This is a genomic window from Sorangium aterium, assembly GCF_028368935.1.
GTDB classification, from domain to species: domain Bacteria; phylum Myxococcota_A; class Polyangia; order Polyangiales; family Polyangiaceae; genus Sorangium; species Sorangium atrum.
Genome location: NZ_JAQNDK010000001.1, coordinates 3,996,934 through 4,020,093 on the forward strand (window position 1 = coordinate 3,996,934; position 23,160 = coordinate 4,020,093).

Consider the following 23,160-nt stretch of genomic DNA (forward strand, 5'->3'; position numbering starts at 1 on the left):
GGGATCGCACCCCCGGGCCCTCTCAGAACCGGACGTGAGACTCTCGCCTCATCCGGCTCCTACGACCCAGCCTCCGGCCGGACGCCGAGCTTCCACAGGACGAACAGGTTCGGCTCCCGCCGCGCGATGCGCCCCAGCCAGTGCACCGACGCGCGCTCTCGACGTCGCAGCCGCTTGTACTTCCGTCGCGCCCATGCTGCGAGGGCCTCGTTGAGATGCCGAAGGACTTGGACGCACTTCGAGCGGTAGAACCGCCCGTAGTAGTTCATCCAGCCCCGCACCACCGGGTTGGCGAGCTGCGCGAGGTCTTCCAGGCGCTGGTTGTTCCTGGTCGACGCCATCCGCCATTCACGGATGATCTTGCGGATCGCCTTGGCGGCCTTGGTACTCATCGCTGGCAGGAAGCTCACGAAGTACTTCCCCCAGCGATTCTTCGCCCGTCGAGGTTGGAAGGTGTAGCCCAGGAAGTCGAACGCAACGTGCTCGTACTCCCCGCGCCGATCGTCGTCCTTGCAGTATACGATCCGGGTCTTCGTAGGATGAAGCTCCAGACCGCATTGCTCGAACCGACGACGGATGGCCTCCAGCACCATGCGGGCCTGCCGCTCGCTTCTGCAATGGACGATAACATCGTCCGCGTACCGCTCGAACAGGACGCTCGGGAAGGTCCTCCGCATCCAATGATCGAACGCATAGTGCAGGAACTGATTGGCCAGCAGCGGACTGACGACCCCGCCTTGCGGCGTGCCTCTCGTACGCTGCTCCACCGTGCCATCCGGCTTCTGCACGGGGGCACGGAGCCACCGGGCGATGTACAGCCGGATCCAGGGGTTGTCCGTGTGGTGCGCCACGGAGCGCTCGACCAGTTCGTGGACCAGCGCATCAAAGAAGCCTTTGATGTCGAGGTCGATGATCCAGTCGGCGTCCCAGCATCGCTTCCTCGCCACCGCCACCGCGTCGAGCGCCGACCGGCCGGGCCGATAGCCATACGAATCCGGGTGGAACACAGGCTCCACGAGCGGCTCGAGGACCATCTTTACGACCGTCTGCGCCACGCGGTCCCCAACCGTGGGGATGCCCTACGCATACTGCTTCTTCTCCTGCACGCGGGTTTGGGAATGTCTTCGCGGTCGCGGGCCGTAGCCGCAGGCCTTGGCCTCGTTCAGACGTTTGATCGTTGCCCGGTCGAGCTTGAACCACAAAGTGCGACCGAGGCCGCCCCCCTCGACGCTTTTCAGCCAGCCTTTTGCGACCCAGTAGCGCACGACGTGCTCGGTGACCTGAAAGCGCGCAGCGACGCCGTGGATGGAATACAGGCCGTCGGCGCGCTGGTCCGGCCGACGTACGGAGGGGGGCGGGAGGCCCGGGCGCCGCAGGCCGCGGCGCCAGCGGATCCAGCGGACAGACATCGCGCTCCACCGCGCGCTGCGTCCCGTGCGCAGGCCGCGACGGTTGAGCTCATCGGCGATCACCCAGTCGGGCTTCTGAGCAAAGACAAGCTCTTGGATAAGCTCGATCGCTTCGGGAGGCGTTGCCACAGCCATGTCCTTGCTGCGTCGCGGAACGGTGAAGTCGCTGACCACGCCCGTCTTCCAGAGCAGTTGCACGCGGGTCATGCGCGCAGGAACCTCGATGGGGCTCAAGGTCACTTGCTGGACGAGCATGCGGAGAAGATTCTTCCGCTCGGCGTGCGTGGTGGATGGCGCGTTCCAGACCTGAGTGAGGTCTCTGGTAAGCGACAAGATGCGGAGACGGTCCTCGTCGGTGATATTGACCTTTTCGCGTCGGCAGATCTCCTGGTGCTCTCGTTCCAACGCCTCGACCTCGCGAAGCTTTTCATTCCAATCGCGTTCAAGCGTGCGCGCGACGACGCGATTGTCCGGGTCGACTGCCTTATACCGACGCTCCGCCAGCCGCGCCTCATACCGCGCCCGCTCCAGTCGCAGCTTCCACTGGCGGTTCACCTCGCTTGACTGTCGCTCTGCTTCGCGGACGACAGCCAGACCAATTTCGATATCAGGCGGATGGGCCGCCTCCAGAAAGAGCCTCGCGACCGCCTCATCGATGGCCCGCGCCGAAACGGTCCAGCACACATGCCGACCGCCGGCATATGTGATCGGGGCTCGGCATTCATAGTGTGCGCGTCGCAGCGTGCCTTGATAATTCGTGGCCATGCGGTGACCACACTTGCCACACAACGCGAGGCCTTGGAGCAAGGCCGGTCCTTCACGAGCGGCCCCGTGCTGATCCGGCGATGTTTGATGGGTCCGGTTGTTATGCAGCTTTCGTTGGTTGGCCATGAATTCCTCCCATGGAATGTAGGCCGGATGGCGATCGCGAATGCATGTCTTCCATGCCTCTTGCGTCAGACGGGTCACGCGGCGGCGACGCAGTTGACCGTCAACAAGGGCGATGCGTTCCTCATGTCGACCAAAGACGTACGCACCGGCGTACGTCGGATTATGAAGCATGCGAAGGATCGTACTATGCCGCGGAGGCACCCAGCTTAGCTCGCGTGTCGCGATGCTGCGCGCCGGCATCTTGAGTCCACGGTCGGCGAAGTACCGCATCACAGCGTAGGCGCTCCCATCGAGGCGGAAGCGTTCGAAGACGAGGCGGACAGCACGCTGGATGTGCTCGTCCGGATCGAATCGGAAGCGGCACGCAGCTTCATCCCATTCATAGCCGGTTGCAGCGTGAAGAAAGAGCTCTCCGCGACGCGCCTTGCTGAGCTTTCCGCCGTGCAGTCGCAAGCGCATCCACATTTGCTCTGCCTCGCTCATCGTACCCTTAAGTCCAAGGAGCAGCCGATCGTTGGAATCGCGTGGAGTGTAGACGCTGTGCTCATCAGCGAGAATCACATCGGCGAAACCGCACAAGTCGAGCAGCCGGTACCAGTCCGCAGAGCAGCGGGCGAGCCGTGAGACTTCCAGCGCGAAAATGGCGCCGATGCGTCCGTGCGCTACATCATCGGCCAGCCGCTGGAAGCCGGTGCGCCACTGGGCGCTTGTGGCGCTCTGACCAACGTCCTCGTCGATCACGTCGATACGGTCGGCAGGCCAGCCAAGCGCGATCGCACGCTGTTGCAGCGCGTATTGCCGGGACGTAGACTCAGGATGCTCGTAGACTTGGCGGAGCGTGGACTGGCGCATGTAGACGATCGCACGACGCTCCAGATGCTGCGGCTGGATCTTGTCGCTCATGGCCGGCCTCGACGGGTGTGGGCTCGACGCGGAGGATCTTGAGGACGAGCGTGGCCCACGCGCCCAGCAGATCTCGCTGCATTGTTGCGGGGAGCGTCGACCACGGAGGGGTCTTCGGCCGATGCATGGGCGGGTTGGCTCGCTTTGGCGGATGCCACTGTCTGTGTATTGGGCTCCTCTCGGTGGAGGTCCAGGGCGGTCCTCACGGCGCGAGCGAGCTCAAGCAAACCGCGAGCATCCAGACGGACTTCGCGGCCGTGCCACCGCGGGGTCACCCCTGGACCAGCTCGATCGGTCCACTCGATGGGAAGCCGGATCGTCCAGCCCTGCGGATGCTCGGCGTCGACGTACCGCCGCCCATCCTGGCCTCGCACGGACGAGACCACAGGAAGCCGCTGTCCCTTCAGAGGGTGGATGGGCAGCGTGACGGTGACGTAGTCCGAAGGGGGTGCTGCACGTGGCGCAGTTTGTCGATGGTGTCGGGATCCCGATAGGCCGCGTCTGCAACCCATCGCTCTTCGGGATGCGGACGCGCCGGACGGGCGGCGCTCGGTAGGTCCCGGCCTTGGCCCGGAGGAGCAGGTCCTGGAGGTTGCCCTCCAGGGCCTGCGCATACTCCGCGGCCGTTTGGCCGTCGATCCCCGTGGCCCCGTCCTTCCGCGTGCGGCGAAACGCCTCACGCATCCACTCCATGTCGATGTGGTGGGCGAGCGTCGTGAGCGGTCGCCCGCGATAGACCCGCGCCATCTCTGCTACCCGGCGCAGTTTTGGGGAGATGGTGCTGGGGCACGGAGTCCCCGCCATCGTGCCCTGCACCGGTTCCTCGTCGCGGCGCCCCCTTCCCTCCGCGGGGTTCTTGCGGCTCGGTTCCCCCGCTTCGTCGGTACTATGAGGCGCTCCGACGCCTCTCGCCACCTCCCGGCGCGCTTCGTTTCCTTCGCTTGCCGGTACCGTCGCTGCGCCTCGTATTCGCTCTCGATCGCGCGAGCGCTCCGCGAAAGAGCCTGGGGATTGCTTGGACGGGTCCCCGACCGTCTCCGACGACGGATGACGAGAGGCCTCCCAGGTTCCTGGAAGACCCTTGGTTCGCGTGCCCTGGTCTCCGACCCCGGCGGGGTCAACGGACTCGACCATCTCCTGTCCGTCGATGCTGCCTTCCGCCTTCTTTACGGCGTCGGCCCCCGCACCAATAGTCCTTTCGGGGCTCAATCCCACGGCCCGCTCCCTTGCTGTCTACGCTTCGCAGCCGAGGTCACCCTCGATCCACGCAAGACTCGCTTCCGGCTGCTGGTCTGCTCTACCGGGCGGGCGTTGCACGCCCGCTGGGTCTCGAATGAGGTTTCCGCTCGTTCACATGGCTTCCTCCTCAACCAGGCTTGTCCTGGCGCACAAAGAACTATCTATTCGCGGGCTCCGACAAGGGTGCTCAGCGCCTGGCCGTCGGCTACACGATCTTCGGCTCGTGTCGGATGCACGGAGTCAACCCGCTCGCCTGGGCGACAGACGTCATCGGCAAGTTGCAGGCGGGCTGGCCGCGCGACCGGCTGGACGAGTTGCTGCCCGACGCCTGGGCGAAATCGTCGCGCGTTACTCCGAGCGCCGGCGACGCCGACGCGATCTGAACAACGCGAGCCTCGGCCAGCGACGCAGGTGGATGCCGCCTCCCCGGGCCGTCTTTCAGGACCGCCTGTGCCCGCGCCGACTCGTCGGCCGACGCCGCGCCGCGTCCAGCATCTCCCACCCCGGCGAGAGCCGCAAGGGGCCGTGCCCATGGCGATGGCCGGGTGGTTACCGCGCACCAACTCGCCGAACTCTGCCCCGGCGGCTTCGTCCTCCGCCCGTCTCCGGAGCTCGGCTGTCATCACCTCACCGGGGATTCCCGGCCAGTCCTCACCATCCTGCATCGCCGCGCGCTCCTCGTCCGTCACCGGTTCGTCGTAGATGGGCGCTCGCAGAACGGCAACGGCCTGCCAGACTGGGTCGTCGTCGGGGATGGCCGGCCGCGGCGCGGGTGCGGAGCCGTCTCGCGGCACGCTCATGGCCGGTAAGGTCGCGCAGGGCTGGTAGGGGCCGAGAGCGCCCGCTCCCACTGCTCCTGCTCGGCGGTCGCGTCGTCGGCAGCGCGGCCCCGCCCGCCCTGGCTGTGACCGCCGTATAACTGACTGCCGAGAGAGCTCGTAGACGTAGTCGAGGGGCGCAATGTCCTGCGTGTTTCCATCGTCCGGGGCGGCGCATGCGTATGCGACTGACCTCCCTTGCCACGCGGAACGCGACGGAGTAGCATAAGCCCTTGTTGTCGAGTCGAGCGAGTATAACGACAACACAATCAAGGAGAGGCGTAATGGGCACCATCCAGATTGCGGCTGCCGAAAGTCAAATCAACGCCGGCGAAGCCGTGTTGGACAACAACCTCCTGGCGAACGCATTGGTTCAAAATGCGGGTGAGTCCGTGCGTTGCTTGGGCGATCAGGCCGACGCCAAGGTTTATCTATCGGACCTCAGCATCGATAAGCGTGGGCGCGTCGTGGTGAAGAACAGCAATTGTACGAACGCGCTCAGTCAGAAGCTCGCCGGTCAGGCGGCGGCGGGGCAGCCGTGGAGGGATATCATGGGGACCAATAGCGTCTGCGGCTATAGATGTTAGTCCGATGGCGCTCGCTCAGTGTCTCAGGAGAATCGCGATCTCCGTGCCGTGGCAGGGGGTGAGATCCCGCCACAGCAAGGGGTGAGACTCCGGTCATGATAGTCGCGCGGCATCCAGACGGAGACGAATAATCGATGATTATCGATGATCCTCGGGTCCTCAGCTCCCTCAGCCCGCGACGGCTGCACCTCATCCTGTTGCCGACTGAGCAGTGCAACTTCCGTTGCACGTACTGCTACGAGCAGTTCCTGCTCGGCCAGATGACCCCCACGGTCACCGAGGCCATCCGGAAGCTGGTACGCGATCGTGTTGACGAGCTCGACGAACTAACGATCAGTTGGTTCGGTGGCGAACCGCTGCTGGCCAAGGGTGTCGTGCTTGACCTTGCGTCTTTCTTCTACGGGCTCGCCTCCGAGCGCCCCTCGCTTCAATACCGCGCCAACATGACGACCAATGGCTACTTCCTCGATCTAGCCACAGCAACCGAGCTGACGGCGTTGGGCGTACGAGAGTACCAGATCAGCCTCGACGGCGACGAGGACTTGCACAACGCGATCCGTCGAAGCCGAAGCGGCGAGCCTACTTTTGCGCGCATTTACCAGCACCTGCTGGCGTTACGGGCGAGCGACCTGGCGATCCAGATCATCGTGCGCGTGCATTTCTCGCCACAGACCCACGAGGCCCTCGACCCGCTAATCGAGCGACTCGACCGCGACCTCGGTGGCGACGTTCGGTTTCAGTTCTACTTTAAGGCCATCGAGCCATTGGGCGGGCCGCACAACCATCAGATTGAGCGCATCCCATACGAGCGTCAAATGGCGATGCGAGCGGCGCTCGCTGCGAAGGTCCGGAACCGGCGACAGGTCCACGAGCCGGTTGGGCACGAGGTCTGCTACGCGTCACGCGCGAACTCCTTCTTGATCCGCCCCAACGGCGCAATCGGTAAGTGTACCGTTGCGCTTGAGGAACCCGGCAACGCGGTCGGACGGCTGCTCGCCGATGGCTCGATCGATGTGCAGCTGGAGCGCTTCGTTCCGTGGCTCATAGGGTTGCAGTCCGGACGAGAAGATGACCTCGCCTGCCCGTGGCGCAGTTTACGCGGAAATCCCGCTACGGGTCTGGCCCGGAGTGGGCGTCGACTTCCTGTCGTGAGGTGAGAAGCGGAATCGTGCTCTACGTCCTGCCAGGTCAACCTGCTCTCGCGAGGATCGCCGACCAAGGGCGCGTTGGCTGATACGGCCACCATGGTAGCGCCTCGCGAGGGGGGAACGAGCAGCCGCGGCCAGCGTCCCGCCGCCGCGCTTTCACACCGTCAAGTACGCGGGCGTGCTCGCCTCGGCGAGTCCATGGCGCAAGCGCATCGGACCGCGCCCTGCAAAGCCAGAAGAGCCTACCAAGGCGGACGATGGCGCCGCTCCGAAACGCAAGCGTGGCGGCTATCGGCCGTGGGCCGAGCTCTTGCGCCGCACATTTGCGATCGACATCCTGCGAACGCAAAGCATGAAAACCTGCTGAGGCTGGTGCTGCACCGGCGTGTTTTCAAGATCCGCAGGAATTCCGGGAAGGGTGGGAATGAGGCTGCGGATGGGTCGCTCCCGTCAACGGGCTGGGGTCGTGAGGGGGTCCCCGAAAGGATGGCGGGGATCCATGACCCAGCGTGCGTGGAGGATCGAGTGGAGAGCGCGGCCCCAGCCCGACGGTTCATCTCGGCTCAGCCTGGCGGTCGGCCTCGTGATCGACGCCGCGGAAAGCCCCCCGATCGGGCTGCGCAGGAGCGGGGACGACGGCGCCAAGAGGAGCAACGAACCCAACGCCAGCAACAGCAACGAAAGGAGAGACCATGAGCCAACGAGCCGCCCTCTATGCGCGCGTCTCGACGGCGCGGCAGGAACAGGAGCAAACGGTGGCGTCGCAGCTCGAAGCGCTCGAGAACGCAGCGACCGCCATGGGGCTCACGGTGCCGGCAGAGCGACGGTACATCGATGACGGCATCAGTGGCGCTCGCCTCGATCGGCCGGGATTGGACGCGTTGCGCGACGCAGCGGCCGATGGGCTGATCGACGTGGTGCTCGTACATGCTCCCGATCGGCTCGCGCGCAACTACGTGCATCAGGTTGTGCTGGTCGAGGAGCTGACGAACCGCGGAGTCCACGTGCACTTCGTCGAATGCCCCGCGACCGAGCGTGCCGAGGACCGCCTGCTCGTGCAGATGCAGGGCATCATCGCCGAGTATGAGCGCGCGAAGATCATGGAGCGCACGCGCCGCGGTCGTATTCACAAACTGCGTGCCGGGCAGATGCTGCCTTACAGCTCTGTCGCACGCTATGGCTATGCCATCGAACGCTCTGCCGATGGGCTGCGGCGCACGGTCGTCATCGACGAGGTCGAAGCCCAGCATGTACGGGCGATGTACCGGTGGGTGCGCGAGGAGGATCTCAGCTCACGCGCCGTCGCCAGGCGACTGAACGCACAGGGGATACGTCCTCGCAGGGCGGCGCGGTGGACCGAGGGCCGCGTCTATGGGGTGCTGACCGACCCCACCTATACTGGCATGGCGACCTACGGTCGTCGGATGTCGGTCGAACCGGCACGACCGAAAAAGCCGGGTTCCTACCGAAAGCACCTCAAGAGCTCCAGCCGCTTCCGTCCCAAGCAGGAGTGGCTCATCATTCCGGTCCCTTCGATCGTTGACGAAAAGGAGCAAGCCGAGGTCCGCGCGATCCTCGCGAAGCACCGGTGGCAGGCGCCGCGGCACCTCAAGCACGACTACCTTCTCCGGTCGCTCGTCGTCTGCGGTGAATGCGGGTGGCGCATGGAGGGCCATCGACAGGCCCCGCGGTCCGGCGTGCCCTACGAGTACTTCTATTATGGATGCCGACGCCGCCTCGCCGAAGTGCGCGGCCATGACAAGCGGTGCAAAGCCAAGTACATCCGTCGCGACGAGCTCGATGCGGTGGTATGGGACGCGCTGGTATCGTGGATTCAGTCCCCGGAGATGCTGCTGCAAGAGGTTGAGGCATGGCGTTCGAGCCGCGCGGGAGAGGACCAGAGTCGCCGTGACCGTGCCCGTCTCGAGAGCGCCGAGCGCAAGCTCCAGACTCAAGTCGAACGGCTGGTCGACGCCTATCAGGCCGGCGCGATATCCGTCGAGGAGCTCAAGGCGCGGCGCGATCGCCTCGATGCCGAGCAGCGCGCGGTGCGCGTTCGCATCGAGGAGATCGCGGCCCAGGACCAGGACCGAACTCGGCTCAATCAGCTGGCCGACGACCTGACGGCCTTTGCGGCGACGCTGCGGGAAGGACTGGATAAGCTGGACTTTGCAGGGCGGCAACGCCTCGTCCGGCTGCTGATCGAGCGTGTCGTCGTGACAGGCGACCACGTCGCTATCGAGCACGCGATCCCGCTCTCCGGCCGGTTTTCGGCTTTACGTTCGCAGGATCGATGTCCTCGAGTGCCCAACTTGCAAGGGGCGGATGAAGCTCGTCGCCATGGTGACCGAGCCCCGGAACATCGCCCGCTTCCTCTCCGCGCTCGGCGAGCCGACCGATGTTCCAGCACGCTCTCCCAACCGGGGGCCACCGTACTGGAAAAGCACCGTTCTGCGCCGCAAGGCGCCCGGTGACGCCGCATAGCGTCTCGCGACGCGCCTCCCGGGCCAGACCAACGCCCGGACGGACACGATCGGTCAGCTGCTCGACCTGTCGGCCGCACCGGAGGGGCGAGCAAGATCCAGTCGATAGTCCTGCCGAGTGCCCGCCCTGGTCGCCCGCTATTCCAGGAAGCTCCTCACCGCCCGCTGGCCCGGCTGAACGCGGGAGGGCTGGGTGAAGAACCCGCGGTGGGGGCCAAGCGCCCGCCCGCCGCACCGAAACGACCGCCGCGGATCACGATCCCGCCCGAGGCGATCCTCGCTGAGAGCGGGCTGATCCGCGCCATGCTCGCCAGGTCCGGCGTGCCCGCCGCCGATCGCGACGACGTGCTCCAGGAGTGCCTCATCGGCGCCGTCGTGGCCGTTCGCGAGGGGAGGTACCGCCCGGAGCCCGGGCTGCATCCGCGGCGCGTCCTCCAGCGCTGGCTGATCGGCATCGCCGGCCACCAGGCTAGTACGACAGCCGCACATCGGTGAGCGCCGAACGAGCAGGGCTTCACCAGTGTGCGGACGAGCCATGCGTCACGATCGTCCGCCAGCTCACCGAAATCCGCGGAAATTCCGCGACGTCCGCCGGGAGGTCGCTGTCCCGGACCCGCTGGCCCACGTCGTCGGCCGGGTGCCGTCCCCTCATGAGGAGATCGAGGCGCGCGCCCTTCTGAAGTACCTCTTGCTGGTCGAGCCCCGGGAGCGCCGCGTGCTGATCCTCGTGGGGGCGGCCGAAACGGCCAGCGACATCGCCCGGCGCCTCAGATTGCCGGTCGGCACCGCGTTCTCCCGACTACGCCGGGGCCGTCTCCGCCTCGCGACGGTGCTCAAGAAGTGGCGTCGCTTCCGGTAGACCCCACTTTCCTTTCCATGTCGGGCGGGGGCGAGCAGGCAAGCGAGGTCGCTCAGAACCTCGGGATGCCCGTCGCGACGGCGTTCTCACGGCTCCGCCGGGGGCGGATACGCCTCGCCACTGTGCTGAAGCGGCGGCGTTGCTTGCGCTGAGCCTCGCCTTCCCCGCCAGATCGGCGACGGCGAGCAGGTGAGCGGAGTCGCCAGCGGAACCACCTCTGCAGGGCTACATTTCGCCATCATCAAGTCGGCTGGGCCGCGCCGACCGTGTTTGGATCCTGCCATACGGTGGTGTGGCGGCCGTGTTGATGCGTCACTACCCGTCGTCGACAGAAGCATCTCGAAATGCAGCGATTAATGGGCGGTCGAATTCGCGGCTATCCGGTATTCCAACCAAGTAAAACTTAGAAGGGTCGCCTTCGATGCCTGCCATTAGCTTCATTCCATGCCGTTCAACGAAAGGGCTGATGCCGTGGTGGTCGGCCAGCCATTCGTTGTACCCAGCAATAGATGGGCCGCCGGTGTTAATTACATACTCAACGCCATAGAGGCAGAACACAAAGAATGTTTCGCGTCGCTTGGTTAGAAATAGGTCATAGCCGAATCCTGCCTGAACCCATTCGCCGCTAATCGGATGGCGCATCAGTGTTTCTTCCGGAAATATGCGTCGTCGACCATATGGCCACTCGTCGAAGTTGTCGCCGCGACGCGCAAAATGTCGTATTCGGTCAAAGTGAGGCGAGTCGATCAGGTTGTCGAGTCCGGTCGGACTGTCGTGGACCCATAGCGCGAGAGCCTCTAGGGCCATTTTTGCTAGGAATCGAGCCATCTCTCGCTGAGGTGGATCCCTATCGATTGGGAATGCGAACAGGCTTGGCTCACCCCTTGAGTCGTTGTGTTGAAGAGCTTTTTCGTATCTATCTATGTCCCGTCCTCGCTCGGGACGAATATCCAGTTCATCGTGCGGCGTCACGCGCAAGGATATGTCGATATCAGGTCCGATTAGTACGCCTGTGAGCGATGGGTGGTCGCCATTTTTGTTAGGAACCCGGTACCATGCACGCAAGTTTCGCATGGATTGATGCGACAGTATGGGGCCTTCTATTTTGCGAGAAAAGTAGTTATTGCATCCGTCGCAGACCAGGCCGCGAGGTAGTACATGTCGTTTGTTTCCAATAGATTCTGGAATGATGTGTTCTACGCTTCGCGAGGTGCCAGATGGCTGCTTGCAAAATATGCATCGCATGCGGTTTCTGTAGCAGGTCTGAGGTGCTCCCGCACGGGACCGCCTGGCCGCCGTGCTCCCGGCGGGGGGCTCCTGAGCCGTTCCGCTATAGCTGTACGTGGTGTCCCCAGATCCCGCCTGCAACGAGGAACGCCTGCCGCGAGGCACGCGAGGCACGCCTGCCGCGAGGCATCACGCCTCCCCGATCTCGAGCGCCCGCCTCCATGACCCAGCCCGCCAGGTCGCGGCGAACAGGCCGCAGCCGTCGTATGCGAGCTCCAGGACGAGACCAGGAGCGACGGGCAGGGAGAGGGTCTCGTCCTCCTCCGCGAGAACAGCTTCGGCGATGGCGGCGAGGCTGTCAGGGTCGATCATGCCCGAAACATCGATGGGGCGGGGACGCCGGTTGCGTGGCGTGGGACCGGGGGGCAGACCCCTGTCGCGGCCCCGAGCGCTCCGTTCGTGGTATCCACCGAAGCCTCACTCGTCTACGTCATGAGCGTCTTTTGGGCTTCGTGCGCGACGGCTTCGCCTTCCCCGCTGCATCACTGATAGATTCCGGTCTCGACGGAGCGGACTTTGCAGCTGCGCGCAGATCAGGCAACTTTCGGCCGCTCTTGTATCGATTGATTCGAAGTGCGATTTTTTGGTCGATTTTCTTTAGAAAATTGGGCGAGCGCAAGGCGGCGCGGACACTGCGGTGGTCATTAGGATCGAATGTGTCAATCGCCAGCTCTGTAAAGAGCTGCAGCCCCTCGATCGCATATTTTCTCAGGGCGTTCTGAAATTCGGGGGGTGGCCATGGTTTCAAGGTCGATCCCGTGCGGCATACGATTCAGCTCTTCCACAAGTCTGGCTGCGCAATGCAACCCCCAGTATGTGCCACTGATTCCCAGCAGCCCGGCGAGAGCCTTGTCGTCGTCGTCGTTGGGATGAAGCACGCTGAGTTTCGCCTGACGCTCCTCGTCAGTTTGATTCCCAAGCAGCCAAAAAAGGTAGACATGTTCGGGGGCAATGGTGTGAGGAAATAGTCTTTGGTAGTGCCGATCGAATAGCTCTTGCTTTTCCTTTACGGCATCAATGATCGCTTCCGAGTCGCCCGATGCTAAGTACTGCGCGATTTTGTCCAGTTCTATTATTGATTCTGAATCTCGCTTCCGTCGACTGCCCTCTTGCTTGGGTGCGTACTGAATTCCAATCCGCTCGAATGCGCTTCGGAGCCTCTCTTGGATGGGATCGACTGAGCGTACCGCCCAGATCTTTACAGGATTCTGGGTGTTGTTGTAGCGAACTATGTCGGTTACAATTGCTGGCTTCGCTGCGACAACTCTGGTGAGCACGCGAGCGTTAGGGGGTGCGCCAGCATTCCAAACTGAAACCGTCGTCTGGCATCCGTTGACAATACTAAAGCGCCGGAGGCGAAACGTGCGTGGTCTATCGATTATCGGCTCGACCGTGTTGGCAACAATTGTAATCCCATTGTTAAGGGCCCAGAAGGTTCCGGGGATTGTTTTGGCGGTTTCGATCATCCGCTCATTGATGCCTCCTTTTCTGGATCCAATAAATAGCCGCACATTTCCTTCGAACAGAGTTTTTCCGTGCTTTTGATAAAGACGTCCCAGTTCTGCGCCACTTACGCTGCCGACGATGGCGTTTCCAAAGTCGCCGCTATCGTGGAATATTTCACTCGAAAATTCGAGTTCATCTTCGAGTACCATTTTCTCGGAAGAGCGCAGTGTTGCAAACTTCTCGATAATTTCATCTATGGAATCATAGAAAAATCGAATATTGGAAAACTGCTTCGATTTGTTGGTGACGGCGCATGCGCGTTCGATTTGATCGGACTTCGGTCCAAGGCTTACAAGGCCCATTTCGATAGAGTAAGCTGAGCCGTCGTCACCCTGTAGAACGTTTTGGACCTCCTGCAGCAGGTCCGCTGCGTCTACTCGTCCTGCATCGCGGAACGCCCGTGGATCGAGAATGGCTGGAGTTGAGGCGACGAGCGCGTCCCATTTGGATTTGGGAGCTAGTTTGTCTGGATTTGTCGGCTTGTGGGCCTGGAGCACGATTACCCGTGCGTTGGGATGATCGATAAGTATGACGTCTACCCCTTGGTCCTCGCCGCCGTCGAGAGATGCGCCCTCAAGAGCAGAATCCTCGTCGATATCGAGAATATCAATTGCGTACCAGGCGCCGAATGCTCGATCGGTTGAAATTCTTGCTCTACGCGCTAGTTCTGCTACAGACGCATCTATGTGATTTCGGAGATCGGGCAGTCTGCGGGACGTCATACGGCTCCGTGATCGGGTGATGATGGCAGCTCACAACATGAGTGGTATTCACTTGGAGTGACCATGGTCATGTGTCTATATTGATAATGTACAAGCATGCGTTCCAACTGCGTCGCTGGCGGGCTACAGCGGGCTCCCTCTGCCTCGTGGACGCGTCCGGCGGTATCTCTCTGATCCTCGCTGTCACTACGGCTATCCCATGGCTACCCCGATCCGCAAGGCCATCCGAGATACCGTTCCGTGTCAAGAGGAGCCCGTCCGGCAGGGGGCTGCGGCCGGGGCAGGCGGCCGGCCGGCAGGGCAGGACCTATCCCGTTGCCCGCATCCCAGACCTGCCGCGTCCGTTCGCAGGCCTTGCTGGCGGGATCTGGCGCCGCAGACTCGGACCCGGGATCCATCCCGCTGCCCTGGTGCCCGCCGTGGAATTCCGTGGAGCCCCGTACCCTGGCGTCACCTACCGCGCCCGCTCCCGGTGGTCCCGCTCACCCAGGGCCCGCCTAAAATCCAAAGTCGCCAAAATTTATCAGGTCACACGCAGGGCACACAAAAGCAAAGCAAGAAGACACGGCTCTCGCCGTGTCTTCTTGGTGGAGGCGCCGGGAATCGAACCCGGTGCAAGACGTGCCGGACGCGGGGGCTACAAGGGTCGCCCTCGGCGCTGGGTCCGGGGCTCCGGGGCGATGCGGAACGAGCCCTCGGCGGGCGGTCAGGATGCGAGGTCTGGGCCGCGCCGGCGATCGATGCGCTGCCGCAGTTAACGGAACGGGCGGCCCTCAGCCCAGCCGCTCCCGCTCCCACCGCACCTGGTCCGCGATGGCGTCGTCCGCGGCACGCACGCCCTCGACGAAGAACTCCGCGTGGGCGGGGTTGTCCAGGTTGAGGCCAAGCTTGAGTAGCAGGGTGCGGTCCCGCTGCGGAACGGAACGGAGGATCTCGGCAGCAGAGCAGGGATAGCGAGCGGGACGCACGCTGCGAATGTACCAGAGGAGCGGTCGGACGGTGCGGCCGAGCGGCCGGCTCTCGCATGAGCCGCGAACTTCGTGCGGCCAGTGTCGAGGCGACCGTCGATGTCCCTCCGGTCCCCTTCCTCAGACGCCGGCATCGCTGTGAAGGCGACCCCGATGGAGTGTGCCCACCGCTACCTCCGCCACCCGTTCTACCGGGGCTGCGGCCGCGACGTGGTGCCGCGGAGGGCCAGATCCGCCGTGTGGTGCACGGAGCTCGGCGGGCGCGCTGCGGGGTCGTCAAAGGTGAGAGATACTGTGCGTGATGTTCGAAAATGTGCCTTTTCGGGCGTCCGTTGCTCCGCAAGCCAACGGAGCCGCCCGAACTCTTCCTGGACGCTGCGGCCAGCCTGCCGAGCGGAGCCGAGGGATCTCCCGGTGGCGCCCCCTGAGCGCGCCCATGCCACCTCGAGCGCAAGGTCGGTGCGCCCCGCAGTGACGGGGACGCGGAGGCTGAGGCACGGGTCGGCGGGCTCGGTGGCACCCCTGGCCCTGACTCCCTCGGACCCGGGTTCGCCAGCGTCGAATTCGACGTCTATTCGTCGTCCAGAAGCGAGAGCAGCTTGTCGCGCAGCTCTCGCTTGACCCGCTGCCGGTTCACGTCGTCCTCGTAACCGACTGCGATAGGTGACACCTTGCTAACCCCTTTGATCATCACGAGAGCGTCGATTGTTCGCTCGGCCTCGTGATCGTCCGAGTCGCGCCGGAAGTGAACAACCAGGCCTTTGATGGTCATTGCGGCCCCACTCTCCGGGCGAAGTCCTCCGCGTTTTCCCGAAGTCCGATGATGTCGCGCAGCGCACCGATCGCCTTGGTGCGTCGCTTGTAAATCACAGAGAGTGGTAGCCCTGCTTCTTCGGCGATCTGGGCCATCGAGACTCCGTTGAGATCATGTGCCACGAGAACAAAGCGCAGCTTCGGATCAAGCGCGTTCACCGCGTCGATGGTACCGGTCCTGATGCTGTCGAATTCCATCGCTGCAGCGGCATCCGGCGCTGGATCGGCCACATCGATCCGCTCGACGAGCTCCTCCCTGCGGTGCCGCATACGCTCGTGATAGTGCGAGGCAGCGTGTACAGTGATCGCGTTCAACCAGCGTTCCGGCCTGCCGCGCTTCGGATCGAACCTGGGCCAGCTCTCCCAGGCGTTGAGCCAGACTTGGCCTGCGACGTCGGTACGATGGCACCGTGGGACCCCCAGCCTCCTCAGCCAGCCCAGCACGGCACGAACCTGCGCCGGGCAAAACAAGCGCGCGTGCGCGGCGGCTCGCTCGTCTTCATTCGACAGACGACCCATGGATCTACCCTCCCCCGCAAGCGATCGCCCGTGCGCTAATGATGCCCCGTGTCCGCACTCATCCGGCACCGGTTCGCGGTGTTCGCTGTCCGCTACCAAAGGAAGACGTCAGCCGTAGCTGCTCAGTTCCCGCAGCGGCGGCATGCTCGCCAGCAGGCTCCTGAGGGCGTGTAGCTGCGAAGCGCGGCGGCGCTCATCCATGGCTCCCTACACCCGGAAGTGTCGTGTTCAGCGGAGAGCGCTCTGCGTCTTCCCAATCGGACCCGTTGGCGGAGCTCGCCCCCCCTTCGTCACGCCGTACCGGGAAGCTCGTCAGCGTCCCAGCGCGCCGGGCGAGCTCCGCCCCCGTGGCAGCGCGGGCAGGGAGCGGCGACCGAAGCCGCGGCAGTGGAGGCGGCGGCAGCTTCGCCCGCGGGCTCCTGGCCGCAAGCTCGGGAGACGGCACCACCGGCGGAGGAACGTCGAGCGCGCGGGGAGATATCGTCGGCGGAGTCGACGGCGCCGAGCTCGGCGCCCGCGACGACGCGGGACGCGCCGAGCTCTCGCGCTTGGTCACGGGCTCGCCGACCGGGATCACCACGGTCTCCTCTGCGTCCGTTCGGTAGTCGTCGTGTAGCCGCCACAGGCGCTCCCAGTACCGCGCGGGCGTGCCGGTGAAGGCTTCAAGCTGGCGCGCGAGGCCGGGCGTCATCGGGAGGTCGCTCCTCAGCAACCGCTCCACCTCCCTCGGCTCCAACCCGGTGCTCTCGGCCAGCTTTCTCCTCCACGAAGGCATCGTCGCGCAGAACGACTCGAGGACCCTTCCTGGCCAGGGGACGGGGCGCGCGCGGGCGTCTATCAGCTCGGCGAGCGCCGCATCGACGTGACAGTCCAGAAGGCGCCGGTATCGGTCTCGCTCCCCCGCTGCCTGCTCCTTCGCATCGGTGAGGGCGGCCTCCTCGTCATCGTGCGCGTGCTCGCGCGCCTCGCGAAGCCCGCGCTCTCGTCCCAGCGCTTCGCGCGCGGTGACCGCGAAGCCGATCGCGACGCACGCGATCATCGCGAGCCCGAGCGGCGACACGAGCCACATCGCCCCCAACATGTCTTCCATGAACTTTCGCCTCCTGGACCTGAGCGTTGTTGTCCGACGCAAGGCGGATCTCGGCGTTGCGCTGCGCGAAAGCAGCACCGCTGTCCCCGCCTGCCTAGCTGTTGATGGGTAGCCGACGATTCAGCGAAGCTGCCTGAACAGCGCTTCGCGCTCGGCGGCGAGCCGCCCTCGCGGGAACTGCCGCGCGTGGGCCTCGAGCAGCCGGCGAGCCTCGACGTCGGCCATGACGTCGCCGGCCTCAATGGCTCTCCGCGCCTGGTTGACCAGGCTCCTCTCGACCTCGCTGGCGGTCGGTCGAACGGCGCTCGTCGGAGGCGCGGCCCGGTGACTTGTCGTCTTCGCGTTCGAGGGAGCGGGCGTGCCGCTCGCCATCGCCTCGCCGTGCGCGCTTCCGTGTTCCGTGCGCGACGAGATCTCGTGCGCTGTTGCCGCGGCGGGCGCCGCGGCGTCGGGCGCCCCGTCTCCGCTGGCGGGCCCCGCGGCGCTGTGGGCGCCCTCTCGCACGGGGGGCGCCATGGCGTGCTGCACCGCGGGCGCGGTGGCAGGGGCGCGGACCGCCGCCGCCCTGATCCACGATTCCAGGTCGGGCAAGGGCGGCACCGCGGAGACGAGCGCGCCCGTCAGCAGGACGAGCGCTGCCTGAACGAGGATCCTTATGCCCAGACGGCGCAGGGAGGCCACCCACGCGCGACGGCGGAACCCCAACGCGAGCGGCACGCAGGCGCTGTCGTCCCATCCATGAGAGCGCTGCCGCGCCCGCCACCGTCCGCCCTGCACTTCGAGTTCCTTGAGCGCCCGCCGGTGTCGCGTCTTCACCGTGTCGAGCGGGACCCCCTGCTCGGCGGCGATCTGGGCGAGCGGGATGTCCTCGAAGTCGTGCTTGATCACGAGCTCCCGGTCCTTGGGCTCGAGTTGGTCGAGTAGCTCCCGGGTGAGCTTTTCCCGCTGCCATCTCCGGAGCAACTCTTCCGGCGTGGGGCACTCATCTCGGATCTCGCACTCATCGAACGACGTGAGCACCTCGCCGCGGCAGCGCGCGTCCCGGACGTGATTGCGCGCCTGGTTGACGGCGATCGTGACGCGGTAGGGCCCCGGATCTCCGCCCGGCTCGATCCGTTGGTCCGCGTCGAGCCCCCGCAGCAGCGCTTCCTGGGCGATATCCTCGGCGTTTCGCGCCGGTACACCGTGGCGCCTGGCCAGGCGCCGGAAGAGCTCGAAGCCGGGGGAGACGGTCGCTGGCTTGGCCACGATAAGCAGCACACGTGAGGCGGCCCAAAAGGTTCAGAAAAATGAGGCGAGGAGCAACTTCGGTCGGAGAGTGTGCCGCCGTGTAGTCGCTTAGGCTACGGTTGGCCATGTCTGACGGATGATTGAACGCATTCCCTCATCCGACCGCCAATTCCCACCGAAGCCGCCGAGACGTGGCGGTTTCTGCCGGTTGACGCCAAGCAGCCGGCGTCGGTACCGTCGCGGCATGCGTTGCATTGCGCATTCGCTCTCGATTCTTCTTGCGCTCGGGGTCACAACAGGCTTCCCGAACTCGTCCAGTGCGGACGATATCCATCCGAAGGCGGAACCGAGCGACGGGTCGACGGTGAAGGAGCATGTTCGCCGTGGTCGGAGGGCGCGCAAAGCCGGGCTGTGGACCGAGGCATACGCAGCCTACAAGGCGGCTTTCGAGGCCGCAGACGCGGCGACCAGCACCGAGGTAGAGCGCGCGGAGCTCGCAGGCGAGCTCGGTCTTTGCGAGCTCGCGTTGCACAAGTACCGCGACGCGGCCGAGCACCTGGCCAGGAGCCTCGAACAGCGCGAAGAGTTGCCAGAAGCGCTCCAGCAGCGATTCGAGGCAGGGCAGCGCAACGCAGCGCCGCACATCGCGCGGCTCGTGCTCGGCGTCGATCCGCCCGACGCCGAGGTGCTCATCGACGGCAAGCGCATCGGCCGAACCGCGCGGACCTACACGCTGTTCTTGGAGCCGGGCCAACACATGGTGCGGGGCCGTGCACCGGGCTGCAAGGACGGGCTTCATTCGCTGCGCGCCGTGGCGGGCGCGGAGCACGAGTTCACGATGCCGTTGCTGTGTGCAGCGGCGAGCGGCACCAAGGAGGCGAGCAGCGCCAAGGGGACCGCGACCGCGACGCCGACTCCCGTGCGCGCTTTGCCCGCTCCGCGCGCGCAGGCCCCCAGCCCGTGGGCTTCCTGGCCAGGGACGCTGCGTGTCGTGGGAATCACGCTCGCGACGGGCACCGTGTCGACAGGCGCCATCCTCATGATCAGCGCCAGCAAGCTCGACCAGGATATGAGCGCTCGGCGGGACCAGCTCAAGAGCGACCCAAGATCGAGCTCGTCCATGTGCTGGCAAGCGCCAGAGCGCTCGCCGTGCGGCGAGCTGCGGCGCCTGCGCGATGCGCGCAACCTGTCCGACCGGGTGGGTACGGCCCTGGTCATCACGGGCGGTGTGATCGGCGCGGCCACGACCGCGTCCTTCTTCACCGACTTCTCCTTCCTGGGAAGCACGCCAGCTCTGGATCGGGTCAATGTATCGCCCGTCGTGACCGGGCACGAGACGGGCGTGAGGATCGAGGGGGTGTGGTGACCATGCCGGGTACCGAGGGGATGCGGCCACGGGAAGGCCGAAGAGCGTTGGCCGCCGCCGTTGCTGGCGTGGTCTGTGCGTGGGGAGCGAGCAGCACGCTGCTAGCTTGCACTTCGTACCGCGACGATTGCTGGGAAGTGATGGAGTGCGCCCCCGCGCCTGAGCCGACTTTCTGTGACGGCGACCCAGCGACGACAATGGCGCTCGACGAGTGCGGCGTATTCGTCAGCCCGTTGTCGGGTGACGACAGGAGCCCTGGCACGAAGGACGCACCGGTGAAGACCCTGCAACACGCGATCGGGATCGCCGCGGGCGGACGAGGCAACGGCGAGGCGCCGACCCGGCGCGTGTATGCGTGCAGCGGGTTGTTCGAGGAGCAGGTCACGCTGCCTTCCGGGGTCGACCTCTGGGGCAGCCGCTTCTGTGACGACGGCGGCGATTGGTCGTATGAGGGGTCGTTTGGAGGACCGGATCACCCGACGATCATCGCTCCGCCGGGGGGGATCCCGCTGCGGGTCCTCGGAGTGGAGGATGCGGAACTCGCGGAGGACGACGCGGAGTCTGTGATCTTCGGCGTGCGCGTCGAGGCGGCCGATGCGTCCGCGGACGATGGCAAGTCGTCGATCGCGATGCTCCTGAGCTCCAGGGCCAGGGCGATCGTGCGGGACAGCCAGGTCATCGCGGGCAACGGCAAGGATGGGGAGCCGGGAGAGGACGCGCGCAGCGAACCGGCCAACGGCGGCGTACGGGGGAATGACGGCGCGGACGCCTGCACCGCGGACTTCGCGAAAGGTGCTGACCCCGTCATGACGGTGTGCGACGACGGCATCGAGTCGACGGGCGGACCTGGGGGCTACGGCGACATTGAATCGGGGGGCGATGGCGCTGCGGGGCAGCCGGTGCCCGCGGAGAATCCAGAAGGCTACGGCCTTGGAGGCACTGGCGCGGGGAGCGCGCATTGCAGTGCTGGCGCAGACGGGATGGACGGCCTTGACGGCGGTCGCGCGGCCGGCGCGGTGGGCATAGGCCAGCTCAGCATCGTTGGCTGGATCGGCGTCCGGGGTGAGGACGGGAAAAAGGGCGGCGTCGGCCAGGCGGGCGGCGGCGGTGGCGGCAGCAAATCGCGAGGCGAGATGACGGCGTGCCCGGCGAGCCGACCTCAGGCCGGGGCGGCCGGCGGCTCGGGAGGAAGCGGGGGCTGCGGCGGCCAGGGAGGCAAGGGCGGCGGCTATGGCGGGGCGAGTATCGGCATCATGGCGTTGCAGGAGAGCGCGCTGACGCTCGATCGGACGGAGGTGTTTGCGGGCGACGGCGGCAGCGGTGGGGTCGGCGGGACGGGCCAACCGGGCGGCGTTGGGCGTCAGGGCGGTTGGGGTGGGGTCGGATTTGGAACCGAGATGTGGGTCGCTTGCCGAGGTGGCGGGGGAGGCAACGGCGGCCGCGGAGGCGATGCCGGAGGTGGCCTCGGCGGCCCTTCGTACGGCGTGGCGTCCATCGCTGCCTCCGTGACCTTCGGGCCGGACGCGCCCGCGAAGGCCGGAACGGGCGGTGACGGGGGTCTGGCCGGCAATGCAGCGCCTGATGACCACGTCGGGAGGGGCCTGCAAGGCGACTCCATGCCTTACCGTCAATTCGACGTCCCCGATCCCCCACCGCCCCATTGAATGTCCCCCCATGCACGACACGACATCGAGGGAGAACGATGCGAACCACAAGAGCGATCTATCTGTCCCCCGCGCTGCTCCTCGTCGCGGCCGGCTGCGGTACCGCACCGGGCCCCAATGAGCCGGGCGGAACGGGCTGCGACGGCACCTCGTCGTGTCAGGGTGACGCGCCGCCAGAGTCGTTCTGTCTCGAGCGCCTCGCCGCGGACGTGTGGGAGGATGGCTGCGGGGTGTTCGTGGCCGGCGTTTGGGGCGACGGCCACGACGCGAACCCGGGTACGAAGGAGCGGCCCGTGCGCACGTTGCAGCGCGCCGTGGAGCTCGCGCGTGCCGCACGAGGGCGCGTGTTCGCATGCGCCGACGGCTTCTTCGGGCCCCTCACGCTGCCTTCCGGCGTGGATCTCATCGGCGGCTTCAGCTGCATCAGCTGGAAGCGCATGCTCGACACGCGCTCGCTGATTCAGATCGCAGCTACCGACGGGATCGCTCTGACCGTCGTACCGGCGAGCGCCGGAGATACGGGAGCCGCGGACGGGGTATCGACGATCGTCGACTTGCGGTTCCAGTCGGGCGGCCCGATCGGAATGCTCGTGCAATCCGGCACGGCCGTGGAGCTCATCCGGAGCAAGGTTCGCACGTCGTACGGATGGGCAGGTCACGATGGCGAGAAATGGGGCGGGCTAAATCACGCAGCGATCGGACCGGATGGCGTGTACGGCGGCGATGCGTGCTCGGCAGACACCGTGCCCGGCGGCTCGGCGGTGGTGAATCGGTGCGACGGCGGAATTCCGAGCGTTGGCGGCAAGGGAGGCGACGGGCTCCCCGACGGCGCGGAGGACGGGGACGACGGGGAGCCGTCGCAAACTCCAAACTCCGGGCATGATGGGCGGGGAGGCGGCGGGGACGTGCCAGGCACCCATTGCAGCGGTGGACACCACGGGATCTCCGGCCTGTACGGCACCGTCGGCGCCGCGGGTCAGGGCATCGGGCGTATCACCGAGACAGGGTGGGAGGGCGACTGGGCAGGCGACGGCGGCAGGGGCATGCCGGGCCAAGGTGGCGGCGGGGGCGGCGGCCGTCGAGGCGAACTCGCCGTGTGCGGCGTGGGCTCCAAGGGAGGCGCCGGCGGTGGCTCCGGCGGCGCTGGCGGCTGCGGTGGCAGGGGCGGCCGAGCGGGCGAAAACGGGCACCCGACCATCGGCATCGTCGCGCTTCATGCCAAGCTGACGCTGCGCGATAGCGTCATCACGACCATCGACGCGGGTCCAGGCGGCGACGGCGGAAAGCCCGAGGAAGGCGGCGAAGGGGGCCGAGGCGAACTAGGCGGCGCCGTGGGGGACGGCTCGTGGTCCTGCAAGGGTGGCGATGGCGGGCGAGGGGGCGACGGCGGTTACGGCGGCCCCGGGCGCGGCGGCGACTCGATCGGCATCGCCTACCTCGACGAGGACCAGCTCACGCTGGAGGGCGTCACCTACGAGCTCGGTCCGCCGGGTAAGGGCGGCATCAGCTGGGACTGGTCGGGCGAGACGATCATGGGGGAGGACGGCATCAAGGTCGAGACGCTTCGGTTTCCCGAATAGCCTGTTGTGCTGCCGTCGACCGGCGGCGCCGCCGCGCCGACCTCCACGGCCTCACGCGAACCCTCTCCTTGGTTGGGC

The 23,160-nt window shown here is 65.8% G+C and carries 19 protein-coding genes and 2 pseudogenes; 9 read left to right on the forward strand and 12 right to left on the reverse strand.

The features are described from left to right. Window positions 1-59 precede the first annotated feature (59 nt). Genes ltrA through POL72_RS51685 form a run of 3 tightly spaced genes read right to left on the reverse strand, consistent with a single transcriptional unit; the run spans window position 60 to window position 3,817 of the window. Window positions 60-1,076 (reverse strand): group II intron reverse transcriptase/maturase, encoded by a 1,017-nt coding sequence (gene ltrA / locus POL72_RS14770; protein WP_272095955.1) that lies wholly within the window; start codon window positions 1,074-1,076, stop codon window positions 60-62. Window positions 1,077-1,079: 3 nt separating this feature from the next. Continuing rightward, entirely contained in the window at window positions 1,080-3,203 is a 2,124-nt protein-coding gene (locus POL72_RS14775) for a recombinase family protein (RefSeq protein WP_272095864.1), read from the reverse strand. After that, on the reverse strand, window positions 3,200-3,817 hold the full coding sequence (locus POL72_RS51685; protein ID WP_373372177.1) for a DUF5372 family protein: 618 nt from the start codon (window positions 3,815-3,817) through the stop codon (window positions 3,200-3,202). The genes POL72_RS14775 and POL72_RS51685 overlap by 4 nt, the downstream gene beginning before the upstream one ends. 777 nt (window positions 3,818-4,594) lie before the next feature. On the opposite strand from POL72_RS51685, the pseudogene POL72_RS14780 reads away from it, so the two are divergent. From POL72_RS14780 to POL72_RS14805, 6 genes and pseudogenes are all read left to right on the forward strand, one after another. After that, window positions 4,595-4,825: pseudogene (locus POL72_RS14780) on the forward strand (transposase domain-containing protein); the annotation flags it as partial. Between the two features lie 719 nt (window positions 4,826-5,544). After that, complete coding sequence (locus POL72_RS14785) at window positions 5,545-5,847, forward strand: hypothetical protein (protein ID WP_272095866.1); 303 nt, start codon at window positions 5,545-5,547, stop codon at window positions 5,845-5,847. A gap of 134 nt (window positions 5,848-5,981) precedes the next feature. Further along, on the forward strand, window positions 5,982-7,004 hold the full coding sequence (locus POL72_RS14790; protein ID WP_272095867.1) for a radical SAM protein: 1,023 nt from the start codon (window positions 5,982-5,984) through the stop codon (window positions 7,002-7,004). A 683-nt stretch (window positions 7,005-7,687) separates the two neighbouring features. Then, entirely contained in the window at window positions 7,688-9,469 is a 1,782-nt protein-coding gene (locus POL72_RS14795) for a recombinase family protein (RefSeq protein ID WP_272095868.1), read from the forward strand. 216 nt (window positions 9,470-9,685) lie between these two features. Then, complete coding sequence (locus POL72_RS14800; protein ID WP_272095869.1) at window positions 9,686-9,973, forward strand: hypothetical protein; 288 nt, start codon at window positions 9,686-9,688, stop codon at window positions 9,971-9,973. Window positions 9,974-10,013: 40 nt separating this feature from the next. Next, the gene (locus POL72_RS14805) at window positions 10,014-10,337 is read left to right on the forward strand and encodes a hypothetical protein (RefSeq protein ID WP_272095870.1); all 324 of its coding nucleotides are present in this window, start codon (window positions 10,014-10,016) and stop codon (window positions 10,335-10,337) included. A 315-nt stretch (window positions 10,338-10,652) separates the two neighbouring features. Here POL72_RS14805 and POL72_RS14810 read toward each other — a convergent pair whose 3' ends face one another. The 9 genes and pseudogenes from POL72_RS14810 to POL72_RS14845 form a co-directional block, all read right to left on the reverse strand. After that, window positions 10,653-11,411, reverse strand: a complete 759-nt coding sequence (locus tag POL72_RS14810) for a hypothetical protein (RefSeq protein ID WP_272095871.1) — start codon at window positions 11,409-11,411, stop codon at window positions 10,653-10,655. Window positions 11,412-11,429: 18 nt separating this feature from the next. Next, window positions 11,430-11,582 (reverse strand): annotated as a pseudogene (locus POL72_RS51690) (HNH endonuclease); the annotation flags it as partial. Between the two features lie 171 nt (window positions 11,583-11,753). Beyond that, on the reverse strand, window positions 11,754-11,936 hold the full coding sequence (locus tag POL72_RS14815; protein ID WP_272095872.1) for a hypothetical protein: 183 nt from the start codon (window positions 11,934-11,936) through the stop codon (window positions 11,754-11,756). Window positions 11,937-12,283: 347 nt separating this feature from the next. After that, window positions 12,284-13,852, reverse strand: a complete 1,569-nt coding sequence (locus POL72_RS14820; protein WP_272095873.1) for an AIPR family protein — start codon at window positions 13,850-13,852, stop codon at window positions 12,284-12,286. Window positions 13,853-14,625: 773 nt separating this feature from the next. Beyond that, on the reverse strand, window positions 14,626-14,820 hold the full coding sequence (locus POL72_RS14825; RefSeq protein WP_272095874.1) for a hypothetical protein: 195 nt from the start codon (window positions 14,818-14,820) through the stop codon (window positions 14,626-14,628). A gap of 571 nt (window positions 14,821-15,391) precedes the next feature. Continuing rightward, window positions 15,392-15,592: a hypothetical protein gene (locus POL72_RS14830; protein WP_272095876.1), complete on the reverse strand. Its 201-nt coding sequence runs from the start codon at window positions 15,590-15,592 to the stop codon at window positions 15,392-15,394. Next, complete coding sequence (locus tag POL72_RS14835; RefSeq protein WP_272095877.1) at window positions 15,589-16,152, reverse strand: sigma-70 family RNA polymerase sigma factor; 564 nt, start codon at window positions 16,150-16,152, stop codon at window positions 15,589-15,591. Before POL72_RS14835 ends, POL72_RS14830 begins: the two co-directional genes overlap by 4 nt. Before the next feature lie 193 nt (window positions 16,153-16,345). After that, complete coding sequence (locus POL72_RS14840; protein ID WP_272095878.1) at window positions 16,346-17,242, reverse strand: helix-turn-helix transcriptional regulator; 897 nt, start codon at window positions 17,240-17,242, stop codon at window positions 16,346-16,348. Between the two features lie 120 nt (window positions 17,243-17,362). Beyond that, a complete protein-coding gene (locus POL72_RS14845; protein WP_272095879.1) occupies window positions 17,363-18,490 on the reverse strand; it encodes an RNA polymerase sigma factor in 1,128 nt (375 codons plus the stop codon). 346 nt (window positions 18,491-18,836) lie between these two features. Here POL72_RS14845 and POL72_RS14850 point away from each other — a divergent pair, with 346 nt between their 5' ends. From POL72_RS14850 to POL72_RS14860, 3 genes are read left to right on the forward strand one after another with little or no spacing between them, the layout of a single operon-like run. Continuing rightward, the gene (locus POL72_RS14850) at window positions 18,837-19,838 is read left to right on the forward strand and encodes a peptidase associated/transthyretin-like domain-containing protein (protein ID WP_272095880.1); all 1,002 of its coding nucleotides are present in this window, start codon (window positions 18,837-18,839) and stop codon (window positions 19,836-19,838) included. Window positions 19,839-19,858: 20 nt separating this feature from the next. Further along, window positions 19,859-21,502, forward strand: coding sequence for a hypothetical protein (locus POL72_RS14855; RefSeq protein ID WP_272095956.1), 1,644 nt, complete (start codon window positions 19,859-19,861; stop codon window positions 21,500-21,502). Between the two features lie 38 nt (window positions 21,503-21,540). After that, on the forward strand, window positions 21,541-23,082 hold the full coding sequence (locus POL72_RS14860; protein WP_272095881.1) for a hypothetical protein: 1,542 nt from the start codon (window positions 21,541-21,543) through the stop codon (window positions 23,080-23,082). Window positions 23,083-23,160: the final 78 nt, after the last annotated feature.

Bases quoted from the DNA above. Each gene is read 5' to 3' on its own strand.
- POL72_RS14805 (WP_272095870.1), top strand. From the start codon at position 10,014: ATGCGTCACGATCGTCCGCCAGCTCACCGAAATCCGCGGAAATTCCGC.
- POL72_RS14810 (WP_272095871.1), bottom strand. From the start codon at position 11,411: ATGCGAAACTTGCGTGCATGGTACCGGGTTCCTAACAAAAATGGCGAC.
- POL72_RS14785 (WP_272095866.1), top strand. From the start codon at position 5,545: ATGGGCACCATCCAGATTGCGGCTGCCGAAAGTCAAATCAACGCCGGC.
- POL72_RS14855 (WP_272095956.1), top strand. From the start codon at position 19,859: ATGCGGCCACGGGAAGGCCGAAGAGCGTTGGCCGCCGCCGTTGCTGGC.
- POL72_RS14815 (WP_272095872.1), bottom strand. From the start codon at position 11,936: ATGATCGACCCTGACAGCCTCGCCGCCATCGCCGAAGCTGTTCTCGCG.
- POL72_RS14835 (WP_272095877.1), bottom strand. From the start codon at position 16,152: ATGGGTCGTCTGTCGAATGAAGACGAGCGAGCCGCCGCGCACGCGCGC.
- POL72_RS51685 (WP_373372177.1), bottom strand. From the start codon at position 3,817: ATGCGCAGGCCCTGGAGGGCAACCTCCAGGACCTGCTCCTCCGGGCCA.
- POL72_RS14860 (WP_272095881.1), top strand. From the start codon at position 21,541: ATGCGAACCACAAGAGCGATCTATCTGTCCCCCGCGCTGCTCCTCGTC.
- POL72_RS14830 (WP_272095876.1), bottom strand. From the start codon at position 15,592: ATGACCATCAAAGGCCTGGTTGTTCACTTCCGGCGCGACTCGGACGAT.
- POL72_RS14820 (WP_272095873.1), bottom strand. From the start codon at position 13,852: ATGACGTCCCGCAGACTGCCCGATCTCCGAAATCACATAGATGCGTCT.
- POL72_RS14840 (WP_272095878.1), bottom strand. From the start codon at position 17,242: ATGGAAGACATGTTGGGGGCGATGTGGCTCGTGTCGCCGCTCGGGCTC.
- POL72_RS14795 (WP_272095868.1), top strand. From the start codon at position 7,688: ATGAGCCAACGAGCCGCCCTCTATGCGCGCGTCTCGACGGCGCGGCAG.
- POL72_RS14775 (WP_272095864.1), bottom strand. From the start codon at position 3,203: ATGAGCGACAAGATCCAGCCGCAGCATCTGGAGCGTCGTGCGATCGTC.
- POL72_RS14790 (WP_272095867.1), top strand. From the start codon at position 5,982: ATGATTATCGATGATCCTCGGGTCCTCAGCTCCCTCAGCCCGCGACGG.